The sequence below is a fragment of the Escherichia fergusonii ATCC 35469 genome, from assembly GCF_000026225.1.
Lineage (GTDB): Bacteria > Pseudomonadota > Gammaproteobacteria > Enterobacterales > Enterobacteriaceae > Escherichia > Escherichia fergusonii.
The window spans coordinates 3,528,528-3,547,266 of the sequence record NC_011740.1 but is presented as its reverse complement, the minus strand read 5'-3'; the positions used below and the strand labels follow the sequence as shown (position 1 = coordinate 3,547,266).

General features: G+C 51.2%; 19 protein-coding genes. 4 read left to right on the top strand and 15 right to left on the bottom strand.

Annotated features, from left to right (window positions below; translation table 11 throughout):
* Positions 1-406 precede the first annotated feature (406 nt).
* The gene (locus EFER_RS17480) at positions 407-1,459 is read right to left on the bottom strand and encodes a DUF2776 family protein (RefSeq protein WP_015953802.1); all 1,053 of its coding nucleotides are present in this window, start codon (positions 1,457-1,459) and stop codon (positions 407-409) included.
* A 556-nt stretch (positions 1,460-2,015) separates the two neighbouring features.
* Here EFER_RS17480 and yhiY point away from each other — a divergent pair.
* From yhiY to EFER_RS17465, 4 genes are all read left to right on the top strand, one after another.
* Positions 2,016-2,120, top strand: coding sequence for a hypothetical protein (gene yhiY / locus EFER_RS24640; protein ID WP_213054493.1), 105 nt, complete (start codon positions 2,016-2,018; stop codon positions 2,118-2,120).
* Between the two features lie 71 nt (positions 2,121-2,191).
* The gene (locus tag EFER_RS17475) at positions 2,192-3,259 is read left to right on the top strand and encodes an HlyD family secretion protein (RefSeq protein ID WP_000361504.1); all 1,068 of its coding nucleotides are present in this window, start codon (positions 2,192-2,194) and stop codon (positions 3,257-3,259) included.
* A complete protein-coding gene (gene rbbA / locus EFER_RS17470) occupies positions 3,256-5,991 on the top strand; it encodes a ribosome-associated ATPase/putative transporter RbbA (protein ID WP_000149117.1) in 2,736 nt (911 codons plus the stop codon). The genes EFER_RS17475 and rbbA overlap by 4 nt, the downstream gene beginning before the upstream one ends.
* Positions 5,991-7,115: an ABC transporter permease gene (locus EFER_RS17465; protein WP_002431784.1), complete on the top strand. Its 1,125-nt coding sequence runs from the start codon at positions 5,991-5,993 to the stop codon at positions 7,113-7,115. The genes rbbA and EFER_RS17465 overlap by 1 nt, the downstream gene beginning before the upstream one ends.
* A gap of 90 nt (positions 7,116-7,205) precedes the next feature.
* Here EFER_RS17465 and EFER_RS17460 read toward each other — a convergent pair whose 3' ends face one another.
* The 14 genes from EFER_RS17460 to EFER_RS17395 all read right to left on the bottom strand — a co-directional run bounded on the left by EFER_RS17460 (position 7,206) and on the right by EFER_RS17395 (position 18,738).
* The gene (locus EFER_RS17460) at positions 7,206-8,057 is read right to left on the bottom strand and encodes a class II aldolase (RefSeq protein ID WP_001131787.1); all 852 of its coding nucleotides are present in this window, start codon (positions 8,055-8,057) and stop codon (positions 7,206-7,208) included.
* Positions 8,058-8,087: 30 nt separating this feature from the next.
* The gene (locus tag EFER_RS17455) at positions 8,088-8,357 is read right to left on the bottom strand and encodes an HPr family phosphocarrier protein (protein WP_000949583.1); all 270 of its coding nucleotides are present in this window, start codon (positions 8,355-8,357) and stop codon (positions 8,088-8,090) included.
* Positions 8,347-9,855 carry an FGGY-family carbohydrate kinase gene (locus tag EFER_RS17450; RefSeq protein ID WP_002432831.1) on the bottom strand — a complete coding sequence of 503 codons (1,509 nt, stop codon included), beginning with the start codon at positions 9,853-9,855 and terminating at the stop codon, positions 8,347-8,349. Before EFER_RS17450 ends, EFER_RS17455 begins: the two co-directional genes overlap by 11 nt.
* Entirely contained in the window at positions 9,848-11,206 is a 1,359-nt protein-coding gene (locus EFER_RS17445) for a PTS galactitol transporter subunit IIC (protein WP_001302220.1), read from the bottom strand. The genes EFER_RS17450 and EFER_RS17445 overlap by 8 nt, the downstream gene beginning before the upstream one ends.
* A gap of 76 nt (positions 11,207-11,282) precedes the next feature.
* Positions 11,283-11,564 (bottom strand): PTS sugar transporter subunit IIB, encoded by a 282-nt coding sequence (locus tag EFER_RS17440; RefSeq protein ID WP_000084021.1) that lies wholly within the window; start codon positions 11,562-11,564, stop codon positions 11,283-11,285.
* Complete coding sequence (locus EFER_RS17435; protein ID WP_001161649.1) at positions 11,561-12,034, bottom strand: PTS sugar transporter subunit IIA; 474 nt, start codon at positions 12,032-12,034, stop codon at positions 11,561-11,563. The genes EFER_RS17440 and EFER_RS17435 overlap by 4 nt, the downstream gene beginning before the upstream one ends.
* 24 nt (positions 12,035-12,058) lie before the next feature.
* Positions 12,059-12,805 carry a GntR family transcriptional regulator gene (locus tag EFER_RS17430; protein WP_001329803.1) on the bottom strand — a complete coding sequence of 249 codons (747 nt, stop codon included), beginning with the start codon at positions 12,803-12,805 and terminating at the stop codon, positions 12,059-12,061.
* A gap of 348 nt (positions 12,806-13,153) precedes the next feature.
* Positions 13,154-14,020, bottom strand: a complete 867-nt coding sequence (locus tag EFER_RS17425; protein WP_000402507.1) for a HEAT repeat domain-containing protein — start codon at positions 14,018-14,020, stop codon at positions 13,154-13,156.
* Between the two features lie 103 nt (positions 14,021-14,123).
* Positions 14,124-14,525 (bottom strand): nickel-responsive transcriptional regulator NikR, encoded by a 402-nt coding sequence (gene nikR / locus EFER_RS17420; RefSeq protein WP_001190054.1) that lies wholly within the window; start codon positions 14,523-14,525, stop codon positions 14,124-14,126.
* A 39-nt stretch (positions 14,526-14,564) separates the two neighbouring features.
* Complete coding sequence (acpT, locus tag EFER_RS17415) at positions 14,565-15,149, bottom strand: 4'-phosphopantetheinyl transferase AcpT (protein WP_000285758.1); 585 nt, start codon at positions 15,147-15,149, stop codon at positions 14,565-14,567.
* Between the two features lies 1 nt (position 15,150).
* The gene (locus EFER_RS17410; RefSeq protein WP_000198471.1) at positions 15,151-16,380 is read right to left on the bottom strand and encodes a beta-ketoacyl-ACP synthase; all 1,230 of its coding nucleotides are present in this window, start codon (positions 16,378-16,380) and stop codon (positions 15,151-15,153) included.
* Complete coding sequence (locus EFER_RS17405) at positions 16,377-17,108, bottom strand: 3-ketoacyl-ACP reductase FabG2 (RefSeq protein WP_000091663.1); 732 nt, start codon at positions 17,106-17,108, stop codon at positions 16,377-16,379. The genes EFER_RS17410 and EFER_RS17405 overlap by 4 nt, the downstream gene beginning before the upstream one ends.
* A gap of 14 nt (positions 17,109-17,122) precedes the next feature.
* A complete protein-coding gene (locus EFER_RS17400) occupies positions 17,123-17,572 on the bottom strand; it encodes an ApeP family dehydratase (RefSeq protein ID WP_000020252.1) in 450 nt (149 codons plus the stop codon).
* Positions 17,569-18,738: a beta-ketoacyl-[acyl-carrier-protein] synthase family protein gene (locus EFER_RS17395; RefSeq protein ID WP_024256547.1), complete on the bottom strand. Its 1,170-nt coding sequence runs from the start codon at positions 18,736-18,738 to the stop codon at positions 17,569-17,571. The genes EFER_RS17400 and EFER_RS17395 overlap by 4 nt, the downstream gene beginning before the upstream one ends.
* Position 18,739 lies beyond the last annotated feature (1 nt).

The window sequence follows — 18,739 nt, the reverse complement described above, 5'->3', positions numbered from 1 at the left end:
ATAGCCAGAAGATAGAAAGAGATAACAGACATCAGGGGGGAGAATGAGTAGAGGCGTCAGACCAGTTTTGTTAGCCTCAGTGCAGGTTAATCTCCATTAACCAGACGAACCCTGGAATGAGCATCAAAAGAGTAGGGTTATAGATACTGTTACCACATAGATTAATGTGTACTTCACTTTTTGTTGTATAGTTAAACAGGCGCAATGGTACAACTTTAAAGTCTTTTCCTGATTTAAGGGCACAGTTTTATTATTTCTACACAGTAGCAAAATAAGCATTGTGACAATTACTGGAATATTTCCCAGTGTTTATCACCTTTATTTAAGGAACTTCGTGTCACCTGTTTGACGGTAATTGTTAATGTGTTCGCCGGGTTGGCTTAATAGCACAATCCGGCGGCAAATATTATTTTTTTGCAGAACCTGCTTCTAATATCGAAACAATAGAGAACAGGGTGAAACATACCGCACCTAAGCCGACCAGTACTCGCGAAGGAATAAAATAAGCCATATCGACTTGCGCCACTTCAGCAAGGAATGCAGCCAGGAACAGGCAAAACAGACAGGTAAATACCGGAATCATGGGTATTCTATTGGCTAAAGCGCATGTGCGTCGCCATACCAGCGCCAATAACCATACTTTGGAGAAAATACTGTAGCAGATCATTCCCAGACAAATAAGAATAATACCGGGAGCCAGTCTGGCACTTTCATCAGAACTGACTAAAACGTAGATCCCCTGAATAACCGTCAGTGTGCCAAGTAAAATAACCCAATAGCACCACAACCAATGCTCTTTTTCCGAGAAGGTATTACGTGTTTGATGAACAATAGTGGCAACCAGTCCAATGAGACAGGCACAAATTGCCGTTAATCCCAATAGGACATGGCCTGCAACGTAATGTGGTGTGATATTAGCACTTCGCAGTAAAGTAACGGACCATATAAAACCAAAGACGGTCAGAAGTAGCGGCACGGCAATCAGACAGTTGCCAATGAGTGAAGAATAAGCCTGCAACGGCGTACCATCACTCTTACTGCCCGCAGCATTTTTCGGGATCAACAGAAAATGACCGGAGGAGGCGGCTACAGTCGATACACAAGCGGCAATCATTCCAACACCAAAAATAACATGCCCGGCAACAAATTCATCGGCCATGACATTATCACTTGCCAGCAGTGACCATCCCCAAATCATAGTTGCAACAGATCCAGCGTAACCGATAACAGGAAAAAGGGTATTGTAGAGCTTATTCACACCATGCGTTAGCTGCGAAATAATAATAAATGCAGTAGTGAATAATGCCAGACATATTGCAGAAAGTGAAATAAGAACATGCCCCGCCACAAAATATTCACTTTGCCCGGAACCTGATAATACAAAGTCACCCAACGCAATACATATTATACCCATAACTAAAGGAATTAACTTGAATAGCCATCCGATGTATATGTTCATTTTAAACTCCATGTTTACCTTCTGCTAATATCAGAAAGCGTATCAGTAGTATTTTTAGTCAGTTAAATATAACAATGAGATACCACTAAATGTAAAAAGTAACTTTACTATAGCTTGATTTATTGCCCTGAGTGTCAAGTCCTGGAGGAGAATTAATGCTGATAAATAAATATTTATCCTAAGATGAATTCTGAATGTCTCTCATTAATTGTTACTTTATATGATCTATGATGAAGATTAAATTATTTAAGTCGCTGTCTTTTTTCATCTAATTCATCCTTTAAGTAGCAGCATCTTAACGACATATCCGATATGTGTTTGGTTTCAAAAGGGATAATAACGCCATGTGATAGTCATATTCTTTTGTGTAAAAAAACAGACACCATTATCTGATAACAGGTGAAGGCATTTTTAGGCGGCAAAGAGCATAAAAATGCAGAACATCGCCATGTATCACAAGCTGATGGCAATCAAATAGACAACATGAATATAACTGTTAGTATTTAATTGATTTCAATTATGAGTATGCGTGTTTCATTTACGGCCAGGAATGCTGATGATGACAACATTACTACCCGTTTTCACTAAGCCTTCCCCGTTGGCGCTCAATGCTCTGTGCGCTGGTCGTATTTGCCGTTTCCTTCTTATCCCGGATGGATGAATCCGCTGAACGTCGTTCGGCGGCAGTTGTAACACGCGTCGTTTGCTTACAGGGATTATGGCGGGTCGATTATGGATAAGAGTAAGCGCCATCTGGCGTGGTGGGTTGTCGGGTTACTGGCGGTGGCTGCTGTCGTGGCGTGGTGGCTGTTGCGCCCGGCGGGTGTGCCGGAAGGCTTTGCCGTCAGCAATGGGCGTATTGAAGCGACGGAAGTGGATATCGCCAGCAAAATTGCCGGGCGTATCGACACCATTCTGGTGAAAGAAGGCCAGTTTGTTCGTGAAGGTGAAGTATTGGCGAAGATGGATACTCGCGTGTTGCAGGAACAGCGACTGGAAGCTATCGCGCAAATCAAAGAGGCACAAAGTGCCGTTGCCGCCGCGCAGGCTTTGCTGGAGCAACGGCAAAGTGAAACTCGTGCCGCGCAGTCACTGGTTAATCAACGCCAGGCCGAACTGGACTCTGTGGCCAAACGTCATACGCGCTCTCGCTCACTGGCCCATCGAGGGGCTATTTCTGCGCAACAGCTGGACGACGACCGTGCCGCCGCCGAAAGCGCCCGTGCTGCGCTGGAATCGGCAAAAGCCCAGGTTTCGGCTTCTAAAGCGGCTATAGAAGCGGCACGTACCAATATCATTCAGGCGCAAACGCGCGTCGAAGCCGCGCAAGCCACTGAACGGCGCATTGCCGCAGATATCGATGACAGCGAACTGAAAGCCCCGCGTGACGGACGCGTGCAGTATCGGGTTGCCGAGCCAGGGGAAGTGCTGGCGGCAGGCGGTCGGGTGCTGAATATGGTCGATCTCAGCGACGTCTATATGACCTTCTTCCTGCCAACCGAACAGGCGGGTACGCTGAAACTGGGCGGCGAAGCCCGGCTGATCCTCGATGCCGCGCCAGATCTGCGTATTCCGGCGACCATCAGCTTTGTCGCCAGCGTCGCCCAGTTCACACCAAAAACCGTCGAAACCAGCGATGAGCGGCTGAAACTGATGTTCCGCGTCAAAGCGCGTATCCCACCGGAATTACTCCAGCAGCATCTGGAATATGTCAAAACCGGTTTGCCGGGCGTGGCGTGGGTGCGGGTGAATGAAGAACTTCCGTGGCCTGACGACCTTGCGGTGAGGTTGCCGCAATGACGCATCTGGAACTGGTTCCCGTCCCGCCTGTCGCGCAACTGGCGGGCGTGAGCCAGCATTATGGAAAAACTGTTGCGCTGAACAATATCACTCTCGATATTCCGGCCCGCTGCATGGTTGGGCTGATTGGCCCGGACGGCGTCGGGAAGTCGAGTTTGTTGTCACTGATTTCCGGTGCCCGCGTCATTGAGCAGGGCAACGTGATCGTGCTGGGCGGCGATATGCGCGACCCGAGGCATCGCCGTGACGTCTGCCCGCGCATTGCCTGGATGCCGCAGGGACTGGGCAAAAACCTCTACCACACCTTGTCGGTGTATGAAAACGTCGATTTTTTCGCCCGCCTGTTCGGTCACGACAAAGCAGAGCGGGAAGTACGAATTAATGAACTGCTGACCAGCACCGGTTTAGCACCGTTTCGCGATCGTCCGGCAGGGAAACTCTCCGGCGGGATGAAGCAAAAACTGGGGCTGTGCTGTGCGTTAATCCACGACCCGGAACTGTTGATTCTTGATGAGCCTACGACGGGGGTTGACCCGCTCTCCCGCGCCCAGTTCTGGGATCTGATCGATAGCATTCGCCAGCGGCAGAGCAATATGAGCGTGCTGGTTGCCACCGCCTATATGGAAGAGGCGGAACGCTTCGACTGGCTGGTAGCGATGAATGCCGGAGAAGTGCTGGCGACTGGCAGCGCCGAAGAACTGCGGCAGCAAACGCAAAGCGCCACGCTGGAAGAAGCATTTATAAATCTGTTACCGCAAGCGCAACGCCAGGCGCATCAGGCGGTAGTGATCCCACCGTATCAATCTGAAAAAGCAGACATTGCCATCGAAGCACGCGATCTGACCATGCGTTTTGGTTCCTTCGTTGCCGTTGATCACGTCAATTTCCGCATTCCACGTGGGGAGATTTTTGGATTCCTTGGTTCGAACGGCTGCGGTAAATCCACCACCATGAAAATGCTTACTGGACTGCTGCCTGCCAGCGAAGGTGAGGCGTGGCTGTTCGGGCAACCGGTTGATCCAAAAGATATCGATACCCGCCGTCGGGTGGGCTATATGTCGCAGGCGTTTTCGCTCTATAACGAGCTCACCGTGCGGCAAAACCTGGAGTTACATGCCCGTTTGTTTCACATCCCGGAAGCGGAAATTCCCGCGCGAGTGGCTGAAATGAGCGAGCGTTTTAAGCTCAACGACGTTGAGGATGTTCTGCCGGAGTCATTGCCGCTCGGCATTCGCCAGCGGCTTTCGCTGGCGGTGGCGGTGATTCATCGCCCGGAAATGTTAATCCTCGATGAGCCTACTTCTGGCGTCGATCCAGTGGCGAGGGATATGTTCTGGCAGTTAATGGTGGATCTTTCGCGCCAGGACAAAGTGACCATTTTCATCTCCACCCACTTTATGAACGAAGCGGAACGCTGCGACCGCATCTCACTGATGCACGCCGGAAAAGTGCTCGCCAGCGGTACACCGCAGGAACTGGTTGAGAAACGCGGAGCCGCCAGCCTGGAAGAGGCTTTTATCGCCTATTTGCAGGAAGCGGCAGGGCAGAGCAACGAAGCCGAAGCGCCGCCTGTGGTACATGATACCACCCACGCGCCGCGTCAGGGATTTAGCCTGCGACGTCTGTTTAGCTACAGCCGTCGCGAAGCACTGGAACTGCGCCGCGATCCGGTACGTTCGACGCTGGCGCTGATGGGAACGGTGATCCTGATGCTGATAATGGGTTACGGCATCAGTATGGATGTGGAAAACCTGCGCTTTGCGGTGCTTGATCGCGACCAGACCGTCAGTAGCCAGGCGTGGACGCTCAATCTCTCCGGTTCCCGTTACTTTATCGAGCAGCCGCCGCTCACCAGTTATGACGAGCTTGATCGCCGGATGCGTGCGGGCGATATCACCGTGGCGATTGAGATTCCACCCAATTTCGGGCGCGATATCGCGCGTGGTACGCCTGTGGAACTCGGTGTCTGGATCGACGGTGCGATGCCGAGTCGCGCCGAAACGGTAAAAGGTTACGTGCAGGCCATGCACCAGAGCTGGTTACAGGATGTGGCGAGTCGGCAATCCACGCCCGCGAGCCAAAGCGGGCTGATGAATATTGAGACACGCTATCGCTATAACCCGGACGTAAAAAGCCTGCCAGCGATTGTTCCGGCGGTGATCCCACTGTTGCTGATGATGATTCCGTCGATGTTAAGCGCCCTTAGCGTGGTACGGGAAAAAGAGTTGGGGTCGATTATCAACCTTTACGTTACCCCCACCACCCGCAGCGAATTTTTACTTGGCAAACAGCTACCGTACATCGGGCTGGGAATGCTGAACTTTTTCCTGCTCTGCGCCCTGTCGGTGTTTGTGTTTGGCGTGCCGCATAAAGGCAGTTTCCTGACGCTCACCCTGGCGGCGTTGCTGTATATCATCATTGCCACCGGAATGGGGCTGCTGATCTCTACTTTTATGAAAAGCCAGATTGCCGCCATTTTCGGTACGGCGATTATCACGTTGATTCCGGCGACGCAGTTTTCCGGGATGATCGATCCGGTAGCTTCGCTGGAAGGTCCAGGACGTTGGATCGGCGAGGTTTACCCGACCAGTCATTTTCTGACTATCGCCCGCGGAACGTTCTCGAAAGCGCTGGATCTGACGGATTTATGGCAACTTTTTATCCCGTTGCTGATAGCCATTCCACTGGTGATGGGCTTAAGCATCCTGCTGCTGAAAAAACAGGAGGGATGATGCGCCATTTACGCAATATTTTTAATCTGGGTATCAAAGAGTTGCGCAGTCTGCTTGGTGATAAAGCGATGCTGACGCTGATTATTTTCTCGTTTACGGTGTCGGTTTATTCATCAGCGACCGTCACGCCAGGATCGTTGAACCTGGCACCGATCGCTATTGCCGATATGGATCAATCGCAGTTATCGAACCGGATCGTTAACAGCTTCTACCGCCCGTGGTTTTTGCCCCCGGAGATGATCACCGCCGATGAGATGGATGCCGGGCTGGACGCCGGGCGCTATACCTTCGCGATAAATATTCCGCCTAATTTTCAGCGTGATGTCCTCGCAGGACGCCAGCCGGATATTCAGGTGAACGTCGATGCCACGCGCATGAGCCAGGCATTCACTGGCAACGGTTATATCCAGAATATTATCAACGGTGAAGTGAACAGCTTTGTCGCGCGCTACCGTGATAACAGCGAACCGTTGGTATCGCTGGAAACCCGCATGCGCTTTAATCCGAACCTCGATCCCGCGTGGTTTGGCGGGGTGATGGCGATCATCAACAACATTACCATGCTGGCGATTGTACTGACCGGATCGGCGCTGATCCGCGAGCGTGAACACGGCACGGTGGAACACTTACTGGTGATGCCGATAAAGCCGTTTGAGATCATGATGGCGAAGGTCTGGTCGATGGGGCTGGTGGTGCTGGTGGTATCGGGATTATCGCTGGTGCTGATGGTAAAAGGCGTGCTGGGCGTACCGATTGAAGGCTCGATCCCGCTGTTTATGCTTGGCGTGGCGCTCAGTCTGTTTGCCACCACGTCAATCGGCATTTTTATGGGGACGATAGCGCGTTCAATGCCGCAACTGGGGCTGCTTGTGATTCTGGTGCTGCTGCCGCTGCAAATGCTTTCCGGTGGCTCCACGCCGCGCGAAAGTATGCCGCAGATGGTGCAGGACATTATGCTGACCATGCCGACGACACACTTTGTTAGCCTTGCGCAGGCCATCCTCTACCGGGGTGCCGGATTCGAAATCGTCTGGCCGCAGTTCCTGACGTTGATGGCAATTGGCGGCGCGTTTTTCACCATCGCGTTGCTGCGATTCAGGAAGACGATTGGGACAATGGCGTAAATACAGTTGCCCGATGCGTAAGCTTATAGGGTCTACGCATCGGTACAATTTATTGAATTGTAGTTGTTTTACGCCGCATCCGGCGAGGATTTATTTAACCAACCGATGACCCTCATTCATCATCAGGATTTTGCTATACACATCTTCCTCGACGGCGTTTTTTGCTGATGCCATCACTCGTGCCAGATTCGCCTCGTTGTGATTATTCACATACGCTTTGCCGACGGCGGTGATAAACGCTTTGCGCAGATCGCTGGCGATATTTACTTTAGCGACGCGATAATTAACAAAGCTGCGCAATATCTCCGGGGCGATACCGGAGCCGCCGTGAATAACCAGCGGCACCGGGCAGACTTCGGCAATGCGCTTCAGCAGGGGGATATCGATACGCGGTATATCGTCCAGGCCATGAACGTTGCCAATAGAAACTGCCAGCATGTCGCAACCGGTGCGCTCGACAAAGGTCTTCACCTTTTCCGGTTCCGTTTTGCAATCGGCTTCGCTGACGTGATCATCTTCTTTGCCGAGAATCGCCCCCAGCTCCGCTTCAACCGGTACGCCATAGGATTTACAGAAATCGACAGCTTCCTGGGTGAAAGCGATATTCTCTTCAAAAGAGAATGCGGCACCGTCAATCATGACCGAGGTAAAGCCCGCGCGCACCGCCTGTTTAACATCCTCCTGAGTTTTCCCGTGATCCAGATGAAGACTGACCGGAACATCCATTTTATCGGCGTGACGTTTCACGATTTCATAAATGTAATCGTATCCCGAGAGTTGTGCATTGGTGGGCGCAATCTGAATGAAGTTGGGTAATCCTGAACGCTCAATGGCGTTTAAAATTGAAATCGTCGTCTCCAGATTGGTGGTATTAAACGCGCCCGCTAATACCCGTTTTTCCTGAATGCGGTCGAGCAGTATCCGTCCATTAACTAATGGCATTTGAAAACCTCATCTTTTAATATCAGTTAATTATTCAGCTTCACCGAAGCGGTCACGAAATAAGGCGGTGAGAGTTTGTATTGCCTCATTTTCATCATCGCCTTCGCAGCGTATTTCCACCGTTTTGCCGCCTTTTATTCCGGCGCGCATAATATTCATCATGCTGGTGGCATTAATATCATTACCCTCATAATGCAGCGTCACTTTACAGCTAAACTTTTTGGCGGCTTTCACCAGACAAGCCGCCGGACGTGCATGCAGGCCAGTACTGTTTCTGACCTCCACGGTTTTACTCAACATAGTGCTCCTCCCGATGGTGTAATGGCATCACGCCTTCTTGCTGTAATTTCAACTGATACCAGCTTTTCCATTTGTGCTGATAACGCTGTAATTGATGGTATCTCGCCCGATTCGGTAACAAACGTTGGGCTATGGTAACTTGCGGCGGTGGAATATCCGGTGCGGCAGTTAATAATGCTCCGACAGAAACCGCCTCGTTAAATGCAATTGCCTCAACCGGACGCTGTAAAATATCCGCCTTTAATTGCAGCCAAAGGGGATTATGGGTTGCCGGGCCGATTACTTTTAACGCGCTGGTGCCAGGCACATTAAAACAGGCGAAGCAGTTGGCAAATTCCATGGTTAATCCCAGTGAGACGCTGGCAATTAACATGTCAATATTTAACGTATCGCTAAGCCCATAAAATAATCCACGGGTATGGCGATTTTTATAGGGCGAACCCGAACCGCGAAGATGTGGAATAAAGAGGGGAATGTCATCGAGCGACCAGTTCCCCGCCAGGTAATCCGCATGTCCGCGAGTAAGTGATGCGGCGATCTCCTCATCGGTTAGCCGGAACGTGTTACGCAGCCACTCCAGAGCGAAACCGCCCACGGGCAGCGACGCAAACAGGGTGAACTGGTTTGCAAGCGAATAACAGCCGTTTGCCAGCTTGTCACGTTTGGCCTGTTCATCCAGCGTCGGTTGTGTATCCAGTTGCAGAATGCCTTCTGTGGTCCCCGTCGAGTTAAGGATATCGCCCGGCATCATCTGCAACGCCCGTGCACCCACCATATGGTCATGTCCGGCCAGCGTCACGCTGACCGGTTGCGAGAACCCAAGCGTTTTGCAGAGCGACTCGCTGACCCATCCGGCGTGTTCGCCTGGCTGCACCAATGGCGCAAATGCCGAACAGGGAACGTGTAACAACGCCGCCGCTTTCGCTGACCATTCGCCTTTGCGCACGTCCAGACACAGCGTGCGGCTGGCTAAGGTGATATCCGTGCGCTGTTCGCCGGTCAGCCGCCAGAGCAGTACTTCCGGCGCATGTAGCCAGTGCAGGCCGCGGCGATTACGCAGTGGGTAATGTTCCAGCAACCAACGCATTTTGAAGGCAGAGTAATTGCTGTGCAGCGGTAATCCGCAAATGTCATAAAGTGCCGCACTGTCTGCCTCGCTAAGTGTAGCCAGAAACTCTTCACCGCGACGGTCATACCATGCCAGCATTGGCGTCAGGATCTCGCCATGCTCGTCAAGAAACACGCCTGACTCGCCAAAACTGGCAATGCTGATCCGCCTGACTGGCAGCGGCGAAGCGGCGTTCAGTTGTGCTATCGCCTGGCGGACCTCCTGCCAGAGGGCGTCGATATCGAAATCGACATCGCCCTGTGGGGAGATCTGTTTTGCCGTCACGAATTTATGCGCGCCCAACGTCGTTGCGTCCAGGCAGGAAAAGCAGGTGACTTTGCAATTGGTGGTGCCAATATCGATAACGATAGCTGCGCTGTTATCAGGCATAAACCGTGCTCCGCGTCATTCGGAAAATGCCATACAGTACCAGGGCGATAACCGGCACCAGACCAATGGCGATGAGATTGCCGTTGAAGATTTCCAGCAGCCAGAAGCGGAACGGGTTACCGCCATCAAGGAAACTGGAAACCTGGCCGCTGGAGCCTTCGGCAAATTTGAAGTTAACGTCTTTCGCCATTCCGGTAATAAACGGCGCGATTTTGGTAGCAATCCACAGGTCGGCAATAATCACCGGAATCGCCGCCAGAACGGTGCGGAAAATATTGCCACGGCTGGCTAAAGCGATCATCGACGCCATTACCGCCAGGTTGGCAAGGTCGCCAAGCGGCAGGACTTCATTACCCGGAAGGACAAACGCGATAAAGACCGAGATTGGCGTCAGCAGCAGGGCGGTGGAGATAATCGCCGGGTTACCTACGGCAACGGCGATATCCAGGCCGATATAGAGATCGTCACGGTCAGGGTATTTGGCATTGAGATACTTTTTAATGGCTTCAGACAGCGGTAATAAACCTTCCATCAGAATGCGTACCATGCGTGGCAGGATGAACATCACACCGCCAATGCTGATGCCAAGCAGCAAGACTTTTTTGAAATCGTATCCGGCAATTACGCCGAGCAGAATGCCCAGAATAGTGCCAACCATCATCGGTTCGCCGAAGATGCCAAACTTTTTCTGTACGGTTTCCGGGTCGATATGAATACGATTGAGGCCAGGGATATGGTCGATGATTTTGTCGACCAGCAGACCGACCGGGAAGAACACCACCGAAGAGAGCGTCGGCAATGAGATCCCTTCCAGGCCAAAGTATTTTTGTACCAGTGGCGCAGACCAGTCGGCGAGTTTTAGCACCACCACTGCGGCAATCGCCGCCGCCAGCAAACCAAAGAACAGGCTGCCGGTGCTGTAATAAACCAGCGTACCAGCAAGGGCAAAATGCCAGTAGTTCCACATATCTACGTCAACGGTGCGGGTTTTATTTAACGCCAGCATCGCCACGTTAATCAGAATGGTCAGGGGAATAACAAATGGGGCAATTGGGGAACCCCATGTAATAGCGGAAAGCGGCGGCCAGCCTAAATCCACCACCGGTAAATTAATTCCGGTGCGTTCAACCATCGCCTGGGCCGCAGGCCCGACATTGCTGGTAAGAATATCGAAAATGGCATAAATACCGACAAAACCAATGCCGACTGTTAATGACGAACGTAAGGCTTTAGCGGGTTTTACTTTAAAACAGAGAGCAAGAATAAATAACACCAACGGCAACATTACCGTCGGGCCAAATCCCAATATATATTGCACAATATTATAGAGGGTATGCGCGATATCGTTCATAATAAACCTCTTTTTCAGGCGAGAGCGCACCTCGCGTTAGCGCCTGATGGAGTGGGTTGAAATTAATTATTATTAATTACTTTTTAAGGATCGAAACAATTTGCGCCAGTACTTTCTCTTCGCCAATACCGGTAATAATCGGCAAGCCGTTAACCACCGGGACGTCGAGTTCATAAGGCACTTTAGTCGTTGAGACTACCAGTGCTACGCCGTCAGTATTTCCAGGTAAAGAGGCAACGTTGGTTTGGGAATAATTGACGTTAAGACCGTGCTCTTTACAATATTCCATGACTTTTTCTGTTACCGCCGTGGATGTGGCAATACCCGTGGCGCAGACAAATAAAATGGTTTGACTCATATTTCACCTCGTTCTTTCATTTTGTTTAAGATTACTGTGTGTATTTCTGTTGTTTCCATCGTAAGCAGGGCGCGCATAAAGGGCGTATCCTGAATCATCTCCATAATCCAGCCCAGGGCATTTAATTGTTTGTTACTTTCGCTTAAGGCGAGCAAAAAAATCACCCTGACAGGCACGGGATCAGGGTCGCCGCCCATATCGGCAAACTCTACCGGCTCTGGCAAAATACCGACGGCAATTGCATTGTGCCGGACATGTTTATGGTCCGTGTGCGGAATGGCGACGCACGGTGGTTCGGTAGGCAGCCCCGTTGGGTACGTCGCCTCACGTTCCAGTACGTGATCGGCAAAATCAGGGACCACCAGCTCGGCGGCAACCAACGGTTGCGCTAACTGACGGATGATCTGTTCAACGCTTAACCCTGCCGGAAGTCGTTGAATATAATTTTCCTGAAACTGTATGCCTTGCATTTTATTCCTCTTAAAAAAGTGTACTTAACTCACTTCCCGCCGTTGCAGCACGGTGCCAAGATAATATTTATTGCCTTTTAACCAGACGTTGCCAAACTCAACGGGTAACTCTCGGGAGAAAAAGACTAACTGCTCCAGATGCAAAACGGGTGCATCTTCACTGATATCTAAAAAATGACCGCGTTCATTACCAATTAATCGCGCGGCATAGCGACTTTCCGAGTAACGAATTTTTCTTTGCGACAAACTTTCTATTGTTGGAAATAAATTGTGTTGATTAAAATCGATTTCCACGATGCCGGGGCATAGCTCAATATTGATACGGTTCTCTATCAGCATCGCTTTTTCATCACCAATCGAACGTAAACGTTCAAGGTAAAGAATATCCTGACCGGGCGTTATTCTTAATTTCTCTGCCACATAACGATTAGCCGGTTCAATCCGTGACGTAATAACTTCAGTGGTAAAATGTATTTTCTGGCTTTCCAGCGATTCCGCGAATGACAATAATCCTTCACCTAACGGATATGCCACGTTCTCTTTTTTGACAAATGTTCCCTTCCCCTGGACCTGTATCAACACGCCTTCTTTTACCAGTTGGGCGACTGCTTTTTTAACGGTTCCCCGACTCACTTCCAGCATATCCATAATCTGGTATTCCGAAGGAATGCGATCGTCTTCCACCAGATCCCCGGTATAAATACTTTCTCTTATCCACTCCACCACTTGTTGATAGAGCGGTATTTGTGACGACTTACTTAATGATTTCATGGCGCGCACCTGAACATTTACAGTTGTCTATGGACAATCATGGACAACTTCAAGCGTATAGTAGGTGAACGGGAGAAAAAGAGGATCGAAGCGTCTCACATTTTGAGGGACCAAATCGTGATCAAAAAAATGTGACGTGAGTCGATATTTGGCAGGAATTTACTGCGCCGTCAGGAAATAACGGCGCGTGGGTAGGGGGCGGCAGGCACTGCAAATGCCCGTGTCCCCTTTAAGCATGATGATTCCAGTCTATATTCTTTCGACCTGCACAGAACATTGCCCAATGACTGCGTTATTGGGTGTGTTCTAAGAGATATATGAAAAAAATCCATAAATATTTATGAAGTTTTAAAATTCATAGGGACTTGTAATTTTTTGTATTGCTATTTTTATTTTCCCAATGGTTTTTTCATCATTAAATTCAGACAATAATTTTTTAAGAACAGGAAGGAATCTTTTACTCCCTAAATCTCCCGCGACAACAATAAGTTCGTCAAAAATTATATCTTTCTCTAACTCATTAATTATTGTTTTTACCACACGACTATCTTTTCTTTCAGCTAATCCAAAAATAGCCTCTAGCCTGGCATGTTCATGATCATCTGAAAGCATTTTGACGAATGCCTCTCGTATCTCTTTCGAATCATATTCGTTTGTATTAACAGAGAATGCAGCCCAATTTCTCACATCTCCGTTGCTGTCGTTAAGTAACGATAAGAGCAGCGGAATGGCTTTTATGTTATTTATTTCAGATAGCGCTGCCGCAGTCGCGCAACGTGTATTGACCGATTTATCATATGTTGTTCGAGTCAGTAGTTCTGGTGCCCGGCTGTTGAATGATGGGTTTCTTCTGCAAAAATGGCCTATTGCATTAACCGCAGCAGCTCTTACGTTAGCGGACGTTTCCTTTTCTAATAACGCTTCGACTAAATTAAAAGATTGAGTCAGGTGCTCGGGAGACATCGAAAGTTGACTTAGAATGGATATTCCTGTCTTTCTTTCCTGTTTACCTTCTGACTGACAAAGATTAACAGCAAAGGTAAAAACCTCATCTGTTCCAATTATTTGTAATCGAAAAATGGCAGCCTGCCGTGTAAGACTATTTTTTTTAAATAAAAGAGGAATCAGTTGATTAAGGGTATAGGCTTTATATTTTGCATACAAAAAAGTTTCTCTGTTCTCTCTTCTTTTTTTATTTTTATCGATTATTTCCATAAACGTGCGTCTTCCCTGTAAACTTTTTTCTATTGCGGTGCTCTTTCATGTTAATTGTAATGAGATCCTTTATTAATCACTTAATAAAGGATCTCTAATTCACTCAATCTTCCTTCGGTAAGCACTGCAAATGCCCGTGCCGTACGCCGCGCTGGGAAATAACGTCATCGGCAAAATGTTGTACGTCGCCCATGTCACCTTTCAGCACGGCGATTTCCAGGCAATCGTCGTGATTGATATGTACATGCAGCGTGGCAACAGAGAGATCGTGGTGATGGTGCTGGGTCGAGACGATACGGCTGGCTAAATCACGCTTCTCATGCTCATACACATAAGAGAGAACCGCAAAACCCTCAGTACCGTGCTGTTGAGTGCTTTCTTGCGCCAGGGCGCCGCGCAAAATATCGCGGATGGCTTCCGAGCGGTTGTTGTAACCACGGCGCTGACTCAGGTTATCCAGCGTTTCCAGTAAATCGTCATCGAGAGTAATGGTGACACGTTGCATCTGAGTTACACCTTATTGTTCAGGTCAGTCAGAGAGGAATTACAGTGATTCTACCTGCTGTAGAACGTTATGAGTAAGAGCAAATGGTGTGGGCGTGCAGACTGCGAGGATCAATGAACCAAACTGACAATGGCTGACTGAGAGCGCCGATTGTTGTGTACTGTCGATGCTGACAATTTGCCAGGCGCTGCCGCCACGCTGTTTAACGATGGCTTCTTTTCGCGTCCAGATACGCCAGAACGCCATGAGTTGGTGATCGGGATGTTCTGCTTCCAGTTCCTCATGTTCGCCCTGGCTGAACACCGCATTCGCCAGCGAACGCCATTGTGCACGCGGACGGATGACTTCGATATCGCAACCGACTTCGCCTTCATCGCTTAACAACAACACGATATCGTCGCCGCTATGACTGAGGTTAAACCAGAGTGCAGTCTCCGGGGAAAAGGCGGGTTTGCCCTGTTCGCCATAGACAATTTCTGGCAGTGGCGAAAGCGCATGGGAAAGCAGTGCACGGCCAGCAAGCCAGCGTGCACGGCGGGCACCCTGCGGTGCCTGCTCGATAAGCGCGGATGGCAGTGCCGCTGCGCTTAAGGTCGATACTTTTCCCAGAACGATTCGATACATATCAGGGCCAACGTTTTATGATGATGGAGGTATTAATGCCACCAAAGGCAAAGTTGTTACTCTGCAAAAACTCACAATCAATCTTGCGGGCTTCACCCATGATGTAATCCAGCGCACCGCAGTTCGCATCTGGCTGGCTCAAATTTAGCGTAGGCGCAAACCAGCCTTCACGCATCATTTGTAAGCTCATCCAGGCTTCGAGTGCTCCGCAGGCACCAAGGGTATGCCCAAAATAACTTTTAAGCGAGGAGATCGGTACGTTATCGCCATAAATTGCTACCGTCGCCTGGCTTTCTGCTACATCACCACGATCAGTCGCCGTACCATGCGCCGAAATATAGCCGATATCACTTGCACTTAACCCGGCGATTTTTAACGATTTTTCCATACAATATTGCATGGTCTCACGCTGAGGCTGGGTAATATGTGCCGCGTCGCAGTTGGTGGCAAAGCCAACGATTTCACCGTAAATGGTCGCGCCGCGCGCTTTGGCGTGCTCCAGTTCTTCGAGAATGAGCGTGCCTGCGCCTTCGCCAATCACCAGCCCGTCGCGGTTTTCATCGAACGGCGACGGCGTGGTTTTCGGCGCGTCATTGTGCTGGCTGGTGGCGAAAAGCGTATCAAACACCGCCGCTTCTGAAGGGCATAACTCTTCGGCGCCACCAGCAACCATTACCGTTTGATAACCGTGACGAATGGCTTCCCACGCGTAGCCGATCGCCTGGCTGCCGGAGGTACAGGCGCTGGAGGTTGGGATCACCCGTCCGCGCAGGCCAAAAAATAGCCCGGTATTAACGGCGGTGGTGTGCGGCATCATCTGCACATAGGTGGTGCCAGTGATGTTATTGGTGTGCTTTTCCGTCAGCATGGTGGCGAACTCGCTCACCGGACCGGTACTGCCGGTCGATGAACCGTACGCAATGCCCGTTTCACCGCTGGTTAATATCGGATCGCCAATCAACCCTGCCTGCTCTAACGCCAGCTCGCTGGCACGGGTCGACATTTGCGACACGCGGCCCATCGCACGGATACGCTTGCGGGTGTAGTGCTCCGGCAGCGTGAAATCATCAACAGGCGCGCCAAGCAGGGTATGCAGACCATCATAGACCTGCCACTCCGGCATTTTGCGCACCGCATTTTCATACGCCAGTAAGCGTGCAGAAACGTCCTGCCAGTTTTCACCAAAGGCAGTCACGCCGCCCATTCCTGTAATCACTACGCGACGTGTCATAACATCCCTCCGTTGATGGAAATAACCTGGCGGGTGACGTAACCCGCAATATCAGACATTAAATAGCTGGCAAGCCCGGCAACTTCTTCCGCCTGGCCCATGCGTTTCATGGGGATCATCGACATTGCCTCTTTCAGAGCGCTCTCTTCCATTTCGATCATCCCGGTATCAATAAGCCCCGGCGCGATGCAGTTGACGGTGATTTTGCGCTTCGCGAGTTCGATAGCCAGTGCTTTTGTTGCGCCGATAATTCCGGCTTTGGCAGCGCTGTAGTTCACCTGGCCGCGATTGCCCATTACGCCGGAAACCGAGGACAGCGTGATGATGCGTCCACCCTGGCGTGCGCCGATCATCGGCATAATGCACGGCTGAATGACGTTGTAGAAACTGTCGAGGTTGGTGTGGATCACCGCATCCCAGTCGTCATCGCTTAAAGCCGGAAAAGCGGCATCGCGGGCGATCCCGGCGTTACTAACCACGCCGTACCAGGCACCGTGTTGCGCGATCTCGTGCTCCAGCACTTCCCGACACTGTTCGCGGTTTGCGACGTCGAAACTGAGCAAACGCCCGTTACCACCGTTGGCGACAATGGTATTCAGCGTTTCCTGAGCGCCTGCGGCGTCACGGTGATAGTGAACGCCAATATTAAAGCCGTCTGCCGCCAGTTGGCAGGCGATGGCGCGACCAATGCCTTTGCTGGCACCAGTAACCAGAACTGAACGACTCATCAGGACGCTCCTTGTTAAAACAGGGTGGTAAGTTCTTCCGCGGTCGGCTGGAAGGTGTTAATGCGGCCCGTTGCCTCGCCGTCGTTGATGCTGCACTCAAAACTACCGAAGCGTTCATCTTGCATCAGCAGTTTGACGGTAATGGTCAGCGTCTGGCCTGCGGGCAGAATGCCAGCGGCGCAAAGCAATTCACGCGCGCCCAGTACCATCCCTAACTCAATACTGTTTTTGCCCTGCTGGTGGCGATGCCAGCCAGACCAGACGCCGACGGTTTGCGCCATCAGTTCAAGGGCAAACCAGCCAGGGAGATTGCCGTCCGGGTCGAGAAACGGTTCCAGTACACCACTGGGCGAAACCGTCACGCGGCACACGGCGCTGTCATCGCTGACGCTCACCACTTCTTCCAGCAGCAACATGGGCGCATCGTGGGGCAGATAAGCGCCGGGTGATAAATAGTGGCTCACGAAACCCTCCCGAGCAGAATGCTGGCGTTATTGCCGCCAAAGGCGAAAGAATTGGACAGGATCACCGGACGTGCCAGCGGCTGTGGTTTTTCGATAATGCCGCACGGTGGTAGCGTGGGATCGCGTGGCGACAGGCTGAAGTCCTGAGCGGGCAGCGGTAAATCACGCTGTAAGATCAACATACTGATTGCCGCCTCGGTAATGCCCGCCGCGCCCAGCGTGTGTCCGGTCAAATGTTTGGTGGAGCTGCACGGTACGCGTTCGCCAAACAGGGCGTTAACCACTATTGATTCAATCTGATCGTTGAGTTGTGTGGCGGTGCCGTGCAGGTTGATATAGCCGACGTCATCTGGCGTAAGCTGCGCATCGGTCAGCGCCTGGTTAATAGCGCGGATTGCCCCTTCGCCCTGCGGATGCGGGGCCGAAATATGGTAAGCGTCGCTCGATTCACCAACGCCCAGCAACGCGATGGGCTGCGGTTCACGGGTCAGCAGCATTAGCCCCGCGCCTTCGCCAATGGTGATGCCCGCACGGTCACGGCCGAACGGCTGACATAAGGTTGGCGACAGCGATTCGAGACTGTGAAAACCGTTAATCGGCATCCGGCTCAGGGTGTCTGCGCCACCCACAATGGCAGCATCGACCAGCCCCGCTTCGATAAGCCTGCGCCCGCTGATCATCGCTCTGGCGCTGGAAGAGCAGGCGGTTGAAAGGGTATATGCCGGGCCGTCGAGCGCCAGCCAGTGGCTGAGAAAACGCGACGGATCGCCGAGTTCTTGTTGTGCATAGTGCCATGTGGTGCTTGGCTGCCCGTGGGTGCGCAGGTTAACGTGCGTGTCACCTTCATGCAGGCCGGAGGTGCTGGTGCCAAGCACAATCGCGATGCGCTCGCGGCCATATTTCGCGATAGCGTCATCAACCTGCGGCTGGATCTGCGCCAGCGCCGCCAGCAGGACCTGATTGTTGCGCGAGCGGTGCGCAGCGAATTTTTCCGGGATAAGCGGAAGCTCGCCATCCACGCCAGCCAGGACCGTCTGCGGATGCCCCTGCAACCAGCCTGCGCGTGGGCGCATGCCGGGAGCGGAACCACGAGTCAGGTTGGCTGCGATCTCATCAAGGTTATTTCCCAGGGCGTTGATCATGCCGACGGCGGAAATATAAATCATA

What these genes read in the sequence shown, in the direction of transcription:
- EFER_RS17480 (WP_015953802.1), bottom strand. Translation starts at nt 1,459, where the DNA reads ATGAACATATACATCGGATGGCTATTCAAGTTAATTCCTTTAGTTATG.
- yhiY (WP_213054493.1), top strand. Translation starts at nt 2,016, where the DNA reads ATGATGACAACATTACTACCCGTTTTCACTAAGCCTTCCCCGTTGGCG.
- EFER_RS17475 (WP_000361504.1), top strand. Translation starts at nt 2,192, where the DNA reads ATGGATAAGAGTAAGCGCCATCTGGCGTGGTGGGTTGTCGGGTTACTG.
- rbbA (WP_000149117.1), top strand. Translation starts at nt 3,256, where the DNA reads ATGACGCATCTGGAACTGGTTCCCGTCCCGCCTGTCGCGCAACTGGCG.
- EFER_RS17465 (WP_002431784.1), top strand. Translation starts at nt 5,991, where the DNA reads ATGCGCCATTTACGCAATATTTTTAATCTGGGTATCAAAGAGTTGCGC.
- EFER_RS17460 (WP_001131787.1), bottom strand. Translation starts at nt 8,057, where the DNA reads ATGCCATTAGTTAATGGACGGATACTGCTCGACCGCATTCAGGAAAAA.
- EFER_RS17455 (WP_000949583.1), bottom strand. Translation starts at nt 8,357, where the DNA reads ATGTTGAGTAAAACCGTGGAGGTCAGAAACAGTACTGGCCTGCATGCA.
- EFER_RS17450 (WP_002432831.1), bottom strand. Translation starts at nt 9,855, where the DNA reads ATGCCTGATAACAGCGCAGCTATCGTTATCGATATTGGCACCACCAAT.
- EFER_RS17445 (WP_001302220.1), bottom strand. Translation starts at nt 11,206, where the DNA reads ATGAACGATATCGCGCATACCCTCTATAATATTGTGCAATATATATTG.
- EFER_RS17440 (WP_000084021.1), bottom strand. Translation starts at nt 11,564, where the DNA reads ATGAGTCAAACCATTTTATTTGTCTGCGCCACGGGTATTGCCACATCC.
- EFER_RS17435 (WP_001161649.1), bottom strand. Translation starts at nt 12,034, where the DNA reads ATGCAAGGCATACAGTTTCAGGAAAATTATATTCAACGACTTCCGGCA.
- EFER_RS17430 (WP_001329803.1), bottom strand. Translation starts at nt 12,805, where the DNA reads ATGAAATCATTAAGTAAGTCGTCACAAATACCGCTCTATCAACAAGTG.
- EFER_RS17425 (WP_000402507.1), bottom strand. Translation starts at nt 14,020, where the DNA reads ATGGAAATAATCGATAAAAATAAAAAAAGAAGAGAGAACAGAGAAACT.
- nikR (WP_001190054.1), bottom strand. Translation starts at nt 14,525, where the DNA reads ATGCAACGTGTCACCATTACTCTCGATGACGATTTACTGGAAACGCTG.
- acpT (WP_000285758.1), bottom strand. Translation starts at nt 15,149, where the DNA reads ATGTATCGAATCGTTCTGGGAAAAGTATCGACCTTAAGCGCAGCGGCA.
- EFER_RS17410 (WP_000198471.1), bottom strand. Translation starts at nt 16,380, where the DNA reads ATGACACGTCGCGTAGTGATTACAGGAATGGGCGGCGTGACTGCCTTT.
- EFER_RS17405 (WP_000091663.1), bottom strand. Translation starts at nt 17,108, where the DNA reads ATGAGTCGTTCAGTTCTGGTTACTGGTGCCAGCAAAGGCATTGGTCGC.
- EFER_RS17395 (WP_024256547.1), bottom strand. Translation starts at nt 18,738, where the DNA reads ATGATTTATATTTCCGCCGTCGGCATGATCAACGCCCTGGGAAATAAC.